The organism is Brachybacterium sp. SYSU DS0246 (assembly GCF_059391765.1).
Genome location: NZ_JBZXYT010000024.1, coordinates 22,923 through 34,502, shown reverse-complemented (window position 1 = coordinate 34,502; position 11,580 = coordinate 22,923). Strand labels below are relative to the sequence as shown.

The 11,580-nt window shown below is 70.2% G+C and carries 10 protein-coding genes; 5 read left to right on the top strand and 5 right to left on the bottom strand.

Annotated features, from left to right (window positions below; genetic code table 11):
• The first annotated feature begins 23 nt into the window (after window positions 1–23).
• The 3 genes from AC5020_RS12460 (at window position 24) to AC5020_RS12450 (ending at window position 4,457) form a co-directional block, all read left to right on the top strand.
• Window positions 24–395 (top strand): hypothetical protein, encoded by a 372-nt coding sequence (locus tag AC5020_RS12460; protein WP_494564436.1) that lies wholly within the window; start codon window positions 24–26, stop codon window positions 393–395.
• A gap of 244 nt (window positions 396–639) precedes the next feature.
• The gene (locus AC5020_RS12455; protein WP_494564435.1) at window positions 640–2,646 is read left to right on the top strand and encodes an ABC transporter ATP-binding protein; all 2,007 of its coding nucleotides are present in this window, start codon (window positions 640–642) and stop codon (window positions 2,644–2,646) included.
• Window positions 2,643–4,457, top strand: a complete 1,815-nt coding sequence (locus AC5020_RS12450) for an ABC transporter ATP-binding protein (RefSeq protein ID WP_464988534.1) — start codon at window positions 2,643–2,645, stop codon at window positions 4,455–4,457. Before AC5020_RS12455 ends, AC5020_RS12450 begins: the two co-directional genes overlap by 4 nt.
• Before the next feature lie 112 nt (window positions 4,458–4,569).
• Here the strand turns inward: AC5020_RS12450 and AC5020_RS12445 are convergent, their stop codons facing one another.
• Window positions 4,570–5,226: a GNAT family N-acetyltransferase gene (locus AC5020_RS12445; RefSeq protein ID WP_464988533.1), complete on the bottom strand. Its 657-nt coding sequence runs from the start codon at window positions 5,224–5,226 to the stop codon at window positions 4,570–4,572.
• A 344-nt stretch (window positions 5,227–5,570) separates the two neighbouring features.
• Window positions 5,571–6,080, bottom strand: coding sequence for an Hsp20/alpha crystallin family protein (locus AC5020_RS12440; RefSeq protein WP_377018699.1), 510 nt, complete (start codon window positions 6,078–6,080; stop codon window positions 5,571–5,573).
• Between the two features lie 208 nt (window positions 6,081–6,288).
• Here AC5020_RS12440 and pcp point away from each other — a divergent pair, with 208 nt between their 5' ends.
• A complete protein-coding gene (gene pcp, locus AC5020_RS12435) occupies window positions 6,289–6,921 on the top strand; it encodes a pyroglutamyl-peptidase I (RefSeq protein ID WP_464988532.1) in 633 nt (210 codons plus the stop codon).
• A gap of 692 nt (window positions 6,922–7,613) precedes the next feature.
• Here pcp and AC5020_RS12430 read toward each other — a convergent pair.
• The 3 genes from AC5020_RS12430 to AC5020_RS12420 form a co-directional block, all read right to left on the bottom strand.
• Window positions 7,614–8,528, bottom strand: coding sequence for a rhomboid family intramembrane serine protease (locus tag AC5020_RS12430; protein WP_464988531.1), 915 nt, complete (start codon window positions 8,526–8,528; stop codon window positions 7,614–7,616).
• 58 nt (window positions 8,529–8,586) lie between these two features.
• Window positions 8,587–9,741, bottom strand: a complete 1,155-nt coding sequence (locus AC5020_RS12425) for a winged helix DNA-binding domain-containing protein (protein WP_464988530.1) — start codon at window positions 9,739–9,741, stop codon at window positions 8,587–8,589.
• Between the two features lie 192 nt (window positions 9,742–9,933).
• Complete coding sequence (locus tag AC5020_RS12420) at window positions 9,934–10,470, bottom strand: peptidylprolyl isomerase (RefSeq protein ID WP_377018694.1); 537 nt, start codon at window positions 10,468–10,470, stop codon at window positions 9,934–9,936.
• A gap of 249 nt (window positions 10,471–10,719) precedes the next feature.
• On the opposite strand from AC5020_RS12420, the gene AC5020_RS12415 reads away from it, so the two are divergent.
• On the top strand, window positions 10,720–11,511 hold the full coding sequence (locus tag AC5020_RS12415; RefSeq protein WP_377018693.1) for a hypothetical protein: 792 nt from the start codon (window positions 10,720–10,722) through the stop codon (window positions 11,509–11,511).
• Window positions 11,512–11,580 lie beyond the last annotated feature (69 nt).

The window sequence follows — 11,580 nt, the reverse complement described above, 5'->3', positions numbered from 1 at the left end:
CGGCCCGGACGTAGACTCATGCCATGAGCACCGGGAAGCGCACAGGCATGACCCTCAAGCCCGCCGGCGAGGTCTCGACGGCCCCGGTCGTCGCCACCGGACTGATCGGCGGCTGGCTCACCGCCCGGGAGACGGGGATCCGCCCCCTCGGTGGCGCCGTCCTCGCCGCGGCCGGGCTGTATGCGGGCCGGACGTGGCTGGCCCGTCGCGGCCCTGCGACCACTGCCGTGCTCGGAGCGACCTACGTGCTCGGCTTCGGACTCTCGCACCCGCTCGCGAAAAAGGTCGGTGCCTGGCCCGCCGTGCTCACCGTGACCGGCGTCGCCGCCGGCGCCGCGGCCCTGCTGTCCGACGCGGCCTACGGGGAGTGGACCCCGGCGAACCCGGACGCCTGAACGGTTCGGCCCGGCGCACCAGCACCGCGCGAACCTCGGACCGTCCAACGCGGCACGTCCCTCAAAACGGCGCGCCCGCACGGCACCGAACGGCCGCGAATCAGCACGTCCTCACCAGTGGCGATGCAGGCCCACCTGAACGGAATGCGCTTAACGACTGTCGGATGCGGCAATAGTTGACTAGGCTAATACTCCGGTCCCGACCGCCGGGACCCCCGCTCCCCCTCTGAGGACTCCTTTCCCCATGTTCGGCACCATGAGCCGCCTCTGGCAGACGGTCCGTCCGATTCGCTTCCGCCTCTATCTCGGCCTGCTCAGCGCCCTCGCCGCCTCGATCGTCGCGCTGATGATCCCCCAGGTCCTCGAGCACATCGTCAACCGCCTGGAGAACGACGCCGTCGCCGCCACCATCCTGACCGGCGGTGCCATCGTGCTCGGTCTCGGTGTGCTCGAAGCCGGCCTCCTCTGGCTGCGTCGCACCTTCGCCGTCGCCCCCTCGACCACTGTCGAGAAGCAGATCCGCGTGGACTTCTACCGCAAGGTCCAGAACCTGCCGGTCTCCTTCCACGACGGGTGGGGCTCCGGTCAGCTGCTCTCGCGCATGCTCACCGACATCAACATCATCCGCCGGTGGATCGCCTTCGGCATGATCATGGCCGTGGCCAGCTCCGTCACGGTGATCGTGGGGATGGCGCTGCTGTGGCGCTCCTCGGCGATCCTCGCGCTGATCTTCTTCCTCGCCGCCGTGCCGGTCTCGATCATCGCCTATCGCTTCCACCGGAACTTCTCGATCCTCTCGCGGCTGTCCCAGGATCAGAACGGCGACCTGGCCACCACCATCGAGCAGTCCGTCCAGGGCATCCGTGTGCTCAAGGCGTTCGGGCGCGGGCCCTCGGCCCTCGAAGGCTTCACCGAGCAGGCGGAGGAACTGCGCCAGACCGAGGTGCGCAAGGCGACGGCCATCGCGCGCTTCGACATGTTCATGTTCATGCTCCCCGAGCTCGCGCTCGGTGTCTCTCTCCTGGTGGGGCTGTACCTGACCGCGAACGGCTCGATCTCCACCGGTCAGCTGGCCTCCTACTTCGCGACCGCGACCCTGGTGGTGGGCCCGGTGCGCATGCTCGGCATGCTCTTCGGGCAGGCCGTCAGCGCCACCACCGCCCTGGATCGCCACTACGAGGTGATGGATCAGTTCAACAGCATCACCTCACCGGAGAACCCCACGCCCATCGACCACGCGGCGGCCCGCGGCGCCGTGGAGCTGCGCGGTGTCCACTTCCGCTACGAGGACGCCCCCGGCCATGTCCCCGACGTGCTGGACGGCGTGGACCTGCAGATCGACCCGGGCGAGACCATGGCGCTGGTCGGGGTGACCGGCACCGGCAAGTCCACGCTGCTGCAGCTCGTCCCGCGGCTGTACGACGTCACCGCCGGCACCATCTCGATCGACGGGGTCGAGACCCGGGACATAGATCTCGTGGACCTGCGCACCCTGACCGCCTTCGCCTTCGAGGACGCCACCCTGTTCTCCGGGTCGGTGCGGGAGAACGTCCTGCTGGGTGCAGATCGGTCGCTGAGCGAGGAGGAGTCCGAGAAGCTGCTCGAGCTCGCCCTGTCCACGGCCGACGCCGACTTCGCCTTCGACCTGCCCGACGCGGTCGACACCCGTATCGGGGAGGAGGGCATGAGCCTCTCCGGCGGCCAGCGCCAGCGTCTGGCTCTCGCCCGTGCGATCGCGGCCCGCCCGGCCGTGCTGCTGCTGGACGATCCGCTCTCGGCACTGGATACCAAGACCGAGGAGAACGTCACCGGCCGCCTGCGCGAGGTGCTCGAGGGCACGACCACGCTGATCGTCGCCCACCGCACCTCCACCGTGGCCCTCGCCGACCGCGTCGCCCTGCTCGATCGTGGCCGGGTGGTCGCCGTGGGCACCCACACCGAACTGATGGCGAGCTCTCCCCGCTACCGCTGGGTGATCGCCAACCAGGAGGAGGAGGTGCGCCGCGACCAGGACATCGAGACCCTCACCGGGGAGCTCGACCTGCGAGGCCTCCAGGGCTCCGCCGACGTGGAGCACGGGCCAGACGGTGACGGCGAGGCGCCACCTGACCTCCGCGCGGGGCAGGACGAGGGCCAGGTCCGCACCGGCGCCGATGCCGATGCCGACACCGATGCCGTGACCGTCACGGCGGGGATCCCTGCCGCCGGCCGTTCCGACCAGGACCACAGCGACCGGGAGGAGGGGCGATGAGCACCGCGACCCTGCAGGACCAGAACGACGACGAACAGCGAGTCCTCTCCCCCGAGGAGAACAAGCTCTCGCGGCAGAGGTCCTTCAAGCTGCTCGGCGAGCTGATCGCCCCCGTGAAGGGCCAGTTCGCTCTGATGGCTCTGATGGTCATCATCGCCCAGCTCGCCGTGGTGGCCGGGCCCGCGATCATCGCCTGGGGCATCGACAACGCGCTGCCGCAGCTGATGGAGGGCAACAGCATCCCGGCCTTCCAGGCCGCGGCGATGCACCTCGGCGCCGCGATCGTCGGCGGCGTGCTCACCTACGGCTACGTGCGGCAATCCGTCGTGGTCGGCCAGAAGATGCTGCTCTCGCTGCGCCGCCGCGTCTTCCGCTTCACCCAGCGCCAGGACCTCGAGTTCCACGAGTCCTACACCTCGGGCCGGATCGTCTCCCGGCAGACCTCCGACATGGAGGCACTGCGCGAGCTGCTGGACTCGGGCGTGAACGTGATGGTGGGCGCCTCGCTGTCCATGGTGTTCACGATCGTGCTGATCGTGGTCATGGACTGGCAGACGGGGATCGTCATGCTGCTCATGCTGGTCCCCTGCGTGATGCTCACCAAGTGGTTCCAGCGGCGCTCGCGGATCGAGTACCGGGCGATCCGTTCCCACTCCGCCCGTCTGATCGTCCACTTCGTGGAGGCCATGGCCGGCATCCGCGCGGTCAAGGCCTTCCGGAAGGAGGAGCGCAATCAGCAGGAGTTCGACGACCTCGCCCAGGACTACCGCGACGCCTCGCTGCGCTCGGTCAACGTCTTCGGCATCTACCAGCCGACGCTGCGCTTCCTGGCCAACGTGACCATCGCGGCCGTGCTGGTCGTGGGCGGGTTCCGCGTCATGAACGGCGATCTGCAGGTGGGCGTGCTGGTGGCGCTCGTGCTCTACTCGCGCCGCTTCTTCCAGCCGGTCGACGAGATCGCGAACTTCTACAACGCCTTCCAGTCCGCGGTGGCCGCGCTCGAGAAGATCGCGAACCTGCTGGCCGTCCAGCCCACCGTCAAGGAGCCCCAGGACCCCACCCCGATGCCGACCTCGAGCGGCCAGATCGACTTCGAGGACGTCTCCTTCCGCTACAGCGCGGACGGTCCGCTGGTACTGAAGCCGATGGACCTGCACATCTCCGCCGGGCAGACGGTCGCGCTGGTGGGCCAGACCGGTGCCGGCAAGTCCACCGTCGCCAAGCTCATCTCGCGCTTCTACGACGCGACCGAGGGCAGCGTGAAGCTCGACGGCGTGGACCTGCGGGACATCTCGATGAAGGACCTCACGCGCAACATCGTCATGGTCACCCAGGAGGCCTACCTGTTCTCCGGGACCGTCGCGGACAACATCGCGCTCGGCAAGCCGGGCGCGAGCCGCGAGGAGATCGAGAGGGCCGCGAAGGCGATCGGCGCCGACTCCTTCATCGAGTCCCTGCCCTACGGGTACGACACCGACGTGAACAAGCGCGGCGGGCGCGTCTCGGCCGGTCAGCGGCAGCTGATCTCCTTCGCCCGCGCCTTCCTCGCCGACCCGCGGGTGCTGATCCTCGACGAGGCCACCAGCTCGCTGGACATCCCCTCCGAGCGCATGGTCCAGGAAGGCCTGACGCGCCTGCTGGGCCAGCGCACCTCGCTGATCATCGCCCACCGCCTGACCACGGTGATGATCGCGGACCGGGTGCTCGTGGTCCACGGCGGCGAGGTGGTCGAGGACGGCTCCCCGCAGGAGCTGGTGCGTGCCGGCGGCCGGTTCGCGGCGCTGTACCAGGCGTGGCAGGAGTCGATGTAGCGGGGATCAGCGGCGTCCGTGGACCGCGACCCGGGAGCCGGTGGACCGCGAGCCGGGAGCCACTGGCGCGGCAGCGCGAGCCCGGGGAGCAGGGGCCGGACGAGTATCCGGCTCAGGCTCCCAGCATCGCTCGCAGCTCGCCGGTGAACCCCTCCACCTCGACCGGCACCTCCGGGCGCCGGAACATCTCCGGCGTGACCAGGAAGCGCTGCTCGAGAACGATCGGATCCCCGTCGGTGGACACGTGCGTCCCGTTGTCGACGTACCCGCAGGCCCGGGAGACGCCGAAGGACGCGTCGTTGCCCATGCCCGCCGAGGACTCGGCCCGCTGCGCTCCGAGGTGATCGAAGGCGAGGACGAGCATCGCCTGGCGCATGAGCTTCCCGTAGCCGTTGCCGTGGGCGTCCAGGGTCAGCCAGGAGCCCGTCCCGACCGTGCGTCGGTCGGCGAAGCGCTGGGCGGAGACGTCCTGGCATCCGATCAGGCGCCCGTCGGCCCAGATCCCGAAGTTCAGGGCCCACGACTCGGGCGAGACGTTCGAGCGCATCCGCCACTGGAACTTCACCGCCTCGCGCACGCGCACATCCGGTTCGGCGCGGTACCAGGGGAACGCGTAGGGCACCTCGGGATCCTCGAAGATCGGCCGACGGATCAGCTCCGCGTACTCCGGCAGATCGGCATCGGCGAGCGGACGCAGAGTGAGGTCGCCCGCGCGGATGCTCAGGCCGAGGGGCGGGTACAGCACGTCGAGGCCGGGGCGCGTCTCCATCGCCCCACCTTAGGCACACCGGCCGCATCCCGCAGCCGGTCCGGATGCCCGTTCCACGACCACGCTCGCGAGGCCGCCGTGGCAGACGCGCGAGCCGGGCTGAGAGGGCGTCGGGCCCGGCGGAGAGGCGTCGGGCCCGGCGGGGAGGGCGTCGGGGTCAGCGGGGACCGCGCCGGGATCAGGCATGAGGAGGCCGGGGCCGGTCGTCGCGCCAGCTGACTGGCTGCGGCGACCGACCCCGGCCTGGGCTGCTGGTCGGGTCCTCGGGCGGGGCGCTGCGCTGACCCTGCCGGCGACCCGGCAGGGTCAGCCTGCTGAACGCACCCGGGTCCCGGCCGGTCCGGTCACACCCCGACGGGTTCCGCCTTCTGGTCCGACGTCGACCCCTCGAGGGTCTGGGCCTGGTTCGAGTCCTGGCCCGAGCCGCTCTCGCTCGAGGTGATCTCCTGCGAACGGTCGCTGTGGCCCACCGCGATCTTGCGCGGCTTGGCCTCCTCGGCCATCGGGATCGTCAGGCGCAGCACGCCGTCGGCGTAGTCGGCCTGGATGCGATCCAGAGCGACCCGGCTGCCCAGTGTCATCTGTCGGGCGAAGGTGCCGCTGGGACGCTCGCGGGTCAGCCACGTGCGCTCGCTCTGCGGGGTCGAGCCCGAGCGCTCGGCGCGGACGGTCAGGGTGCGGTCATCGACGTCCACGTCGATGCTGGAGGGGTCCACGCCCGGCAGGTCGATCTCCGCCGTGAAGCTGTCACCGTCACGGTAGAGATCCATCGGCATGCCGACGGAGGCGGGGGTACGGGTGAGATCGGTGAAGAGTCGATCGACTTCCTGGAACGGAGAGAACGTGCGAGCCATGATGAACCTCCTGGAGTGTCTCGGTCGTACATCGAAGAACCTGCGGAGCGCGCCGTCCCTGGCGCTCTCACCCCGCACAACACCTGGGCCCCACGCCGTATTCCAAAGTTGAGCCCCTAAGACTCATGTGATCTGTATCACGTCTCATGGGTGTCCGCGTGACCGCTCGCGCAGCGGGCCGTCCCGGTGCCGGCGATAGGCTCCGACGATGACCATCGACGTACTCCTGACCGGCTTCGCGCCCTTCGGCGGCGAGCTCGAGAACCCTTCATGGGAGGCGGTGCGGCGGGCGGCGCCCATGCTGCGTGACCGCGGGGTCGCGGTCCAGGACGTCGAACTGCCCGTCGAGTTCGGTCGCGCCGGGGACCTGCTCGAGACGGCTGTGCGCGAACACCGTCCAGGGCTCGTGATCGCGACAGGCGTGGCCGCCGGGCGCACCGCGATCACGCCGGAGCGGGTGGCGATCAACATCCGCGATGCCCGCATCCCCGACAACGCCGGAGCCGCACCGATCGACGAGCCGGTGATCACCGGCGGCCCGGTCGCATACTTCACCGATCTTCCGATCAAGGCGATGGTCGCAGCACTGTCCGCCGAGGCCATCCCGGCCTCGGTGTCGCAGACGGCGGGCACGTACGTGTGCAACGACGTCTTCTATCGGTTGCAGCACCTGGTGGCCACCGGGACCGGGGCCGCCGGCGCGATCCGCGGCGGGTTCGTCCACGTGCCGTCGACCGACGCGGTCGACGTCGGAGTGGCCGCTGCCGGCCTGGTGCGTCTCACGGAGGTCGCACTGGGCGCCCCGTCGGATGTACGAGTCAGCGGCGGCGCGCTGCACTGACCGTCCGCGACCGGCGTGGCCCGGTGGCGCCGCCCGGTCACTGCGAAGGCCTTCCTGCCTGAGCCCCCACATCGGCTCTTCCTGACGGGCAGAGCACGTGGAAAACTCCCGATGGCACTCCGTGCTGCCGCGGCCGACGGCTCGTGCACGGACCGCTGAGCCCGGCTGTCCACATCACTGTCCACAACGGTGGATGAATGACAGACGTGTAGTTCACCAGGTACGAGCCACATCGAGCCCATGTACAGCGTGTCCCCAGGCGAATGGCGGACGAGCGTTGTCCACACCAGCCGCCGGCTCGTGGCCGCCTGCAGGACCGAGAACCGAACGCGCAGGTCATGCGCATTATCAGCCGAGCAGGGGCCCGACGGCCGGATGCGATTGCACCGGACCCGTGCGCGACGAAGACGCTGGCCAGAGCAGTTCAGGCACAGCGCGCTGCGGGAGGCACGGAGGATCGTCGCTCCGGCCGTCCACACCGCGCGTCCACCACGGACGGCGAGTTTTCCACAGTGATGCTCGCTCGGTCCCCCGCCGTTGGCCATTTCTCCACATCCCCGTCCACAGCTGGGGATAGTCACAGCCATGTGATTCGCCCGCGGGGGTCTCTGTGCCGGGCGATCCCGGGGTCCGGCGCCGAGCCCGAGTGCGCCGGCGTCAGGCGTCAGGCGTCAGGCGTCAGGCGTCAGGCGTCAGGCGGGGAGCATGACCGTCTTGGCGGCGACCAGCGCCACGCACAGCAGCACCCCGCACGCCACGATCCCCACGTGGACCATCGCCGAGCGCCGGGCGAGCGCCTGCCGGTCCACCCCCGGTGTCGCCTTGGGACGCAGGGCGAACATCCCGGCGGTGACCAGGCCGCCCATGATGAGCCCGCCCAGGTGACCCTGCCAGGAGATGTTGGGAACGGTGAAGGTGATGACGAGGTTCAGCACGATCAGCACCGCGATCTGGGCGGTCTGCCCGCCCATCCGCCGGTTGACGACGAACATCGCGGCGAACAGCCCGAACACGCCGCCGCTGGCCCCGAGCGTGCCGCCGTACCAGGCCTGGCTGAGCGGGTCGGTGAGCAGGTAGACGGCCATGTGGCCGGCGAGGACCGAGACGAAGTAGACCGCCGCGAACCGCACGTGGCCCATGGTCTGCTCGAGGTACTGGCCCACCACCCACAGGGCCCACATGTTCAGCACCAGGTGCATGATGCCGCCGTGCAGGAAGCCGCCGGTGAGGAAGGTCCACGGCATGACCAGGGCACGGAACGGGGCGAAGACGCCCAGCTGGTAGACGAGATCGCCCGCGACGGTCTGGCCGACGTAGGCCAGGATGCACAGGGCCATGACGGTGTAGGTGACGTAGGGCCGACGAGCCCCGATGGTCCCGCCCATCGCGTTGCGCGGCCGTGCCGATGCCTGCTGCCGGGAGATCTCCCGTTCGCAGTCGACGCAGAGCACCCCCACTGATGTCGGTCGCTGGCAGTCCGGGCAGGCCGGACGGTCGCAGCGCTTGCAGCGCACGTAGCTCACCCGGTCGGGGTGGCGGGGGCAGACCGGCTGGCCCTGCGGGTCAGGGTTGTCCTCGGCGCTGTAGCCGTAGCTGGGGCGTTCCATGGCGTCCATTCCACCACGGGGACCTGGGCCGGAGCCGCGCGCTGCCAAGAGGTTCGGCTCAGGGCGAGGTGTAGGGGAAGGCGGCGAAGAGTTTCTCGTACCGGGCTCGCTGGGAGGCGCTGATCGGGTGCAGCTCGGTGAGGTCGAGCTTCCGTCGGCGGGCAGGGCCCTTCCGGGTCCAGGTCCCGCGCATCTCTCCGCGGCGGATCGCGGCGCGCTTGAAGACGCCGTTGTTGCCGGGCACGAGCGCTTGGTGGCGCTTCTCGTCCATCAGGTACAGGCGGTCCCGGTAGCCCAGGACGAGTTCGTCGAACCCCGGCAGCAGCATCTCCCGCATGGTCTCCTTCTCCCGCGCCGCATAGTCCTCGGCCAGCCCCGGTCGCCACCACAGCTGTTCGCCGCCGCCGGAGCGGGCGTCGGCCGCAGTGGTGTGCAGCCGCCCGTCCCCGTCGGCCCAGCCCGTCTCCAGCCGCTCCGTGATCTGGGGCAGCGCTGAGCGGATCCTTCCCAGCGGGAGCTTCGACCACCAGGCCAGGTCCCGCTCCCCTGCCGGGCCGTGACTGGTGAAGTACCGCCGGGCGAGCTCGGCGATCGCCGCGGTCTCATCGCCCCCGAAAGCCCCCTCGAGGTCCGAGCGCGGTGGCAGCCAGGCAGAGGCCAGCACCACGGCGGTCTCCTGCTCGCGCCACGGGCCGAGAGCGACCAGCCCGGAGGCCAGGAAGTAGGTGAGCAGGTGATAGCCGCGGCCACCGTCGGTCGCCACGCCGGCCGCCTCCCAGGCGGCCATGAGGTCCTTGCGCAGCACGCCCCGTCCCACGCCGCGCTGCGAGGCCGGGGTGACGAGTTCGACGAGCACGTCCGCGGCCCGCCGGAAATGCTCCTCGTCCAGGCCCAGCTGGGCTCGGCGACCGATCGAGGCGCGCAGCGGGCCGGCCGCACACAGCTGGGTGAGCCAGGCGAGGGTGTCCGCGGCGACGGCGAAGACGGTTCCGCGCATCGGGTAGCCGCGCACGATCTCTGCGCGGTCGAAGGCGGCGAGCACCGGCTCGAGCTCGCCGCCGGTGCGCAGCGCCAGCGACGCCATCACGCCGGCCAGGTCCTGTCCCTGATGGGCGCCGAAGGCATGGGCCGCCTCCGTCGGGCTGTCGAAGCAGCGCGGGCCGGCGAGGCCCTGCGCGAGGATCCGGGCACCGGCGAGGTGTCGCTGCGTCATGACGCGAGACTAGTGGCGGGGGCCGACGGACCCGGCTGCATACGACAGCGGCACCTCACGGAGCGTCTCGTGCGAGATCTGCTCCGGGAGGTGCCGCTGCATCGGGCGACGATCCGGCCCGCGGTTACCGGGCCGGGATCGGGCCGAGGTGGCCTCGGGGCTGCGCCCAGGTCAAGTTCGAGGCCGTGGGGCTCACTTCTCGATGGTCACCGAGTTGATGACGATGTCCTCGAGGGGACGGTCGCGCATATCGGTCTTGGCGGCACCGATCTCGTCGACGACCTTCTTGGAGTCCTCGTCGGCCACCTGGCCGAAGACGGTGTGCTTGCCCTGCAGGTGCGGGGTGGGGCCGAGGGTGATGAAGAACTGCGAGCCGTTGGTGCCGGCGGGCTGGCCGGTGATGGCGTTCATGCGCTTGCCGGCGTTGGCCATGGCCAGCACGTAGGGCTCGTTGAAGTTCTTCTCGGAGATCTCGTCGTCGAAGGTGTAGCCGGGACCGCCGGTGCCGGTGCCGATCGGGTCCCCGCCCTGGATCATGAAGCCGGAGATGATGCGGTGGAAGACGACGCCGTCGTAGAACGGACGGGTGACCTTCTCGCCGCTCTCGGGGTCGGTGAACTCGCGGGTGCCCTCGGCGAGGCCGACGAAGTTGTCGACGGTCTTGGGTGCGTGGTCCGGGAACAGCTCGAGACGGATGTCCCCGTGGTTGGTGTGCAGAGTTGCGAACATGGCGTCATCCTCGCACAGACGCTGCTGCAGGAATCCTGCGTCCCCATCGCACAGCAGAGGGACGGCAGAGCGTCGGACGGGGCCAGCGCCGACCGGTCGGCCGGTTCGATCCTGACCGGTCGTCTGGGTGCGTTCATACTCGCTCGCGTTAGAGTTGTGCCACACGGGTCGAGTCATCCCCTCAGGGGTGCCGCGGCCCAGGGACCACCGTCGGCCCGACCCGGCGGATTCGACCGAAAGGGGAAGCTCATGGCGCTGACCACCAAGCGGGAAACCAAGAAGGCCAAGAAGCAGGCCGCGAAGACGGCGGCTGCCGCCGGGGCGACGGCCGGGAGCGCTGACAAGGCCGTCCAGGAGCTGCAGAAGCTCGCGGCCAACGTCGGTCCGGTGGTGTCCGAGGGCGCGCGCGAGGCTCGCCTCCGGGCGAGCGGGCTGGTGGACCAGTACGGTCCCGGCGTCGAAGAGCGCTTCCGTCAGCAGAGCGAGAAGTTCTCGGAGCTCTCGCAGAACCTCGGCCCCCGTGCCGACAAGTTCAAGCGTGACGTGCAGGAGGACTACCTCCCCCGCGCCCGCAAGACCGCCGAGACGACCAACTCCGTCCTGCGCGCCGCGGTCGAGGCCGCTCGCAAGGAGATCGACAAGGGGCAGGGCGACATCAAGGCCGCCGCTCTCGCGCCCACCCCGGCGGCGAAGAAGAAGGGCCGCGCCGGCAAGGTGCTGCTCGTCCTCGGCCTGGCTGCCGCCGGTGCCGCCGCGGGCTACGTGGTGTGGCAGAAGACCCGTCCGGTCGAGGACCCCTGGGCCCCGCCGGCGGACTTCGCTCGCGCCCACTACCCGGCCTCCGCCTCCAGCGAGTCCGATTCCTCCACCGTCTCCGACACCGTCGGCTCGGCCGACGCCGGTGACGTGGCCCAGGCCCTGAAGGGCGAGGATCGTCCCTCCGACGTGGAGCCCAAGGAGGTCAAGGTCGACTCGGACCCGGCCGAGAGCGATGCGGCGCAGGACGACGAGAAACGCGGCACCCACCGCGGCGACTCCTGAGCCCTCACCCCTGACGCGTCGCTCCACGACGCGGGCAACGGAACTTTCAGTGCACGGCGCGGCGATCCC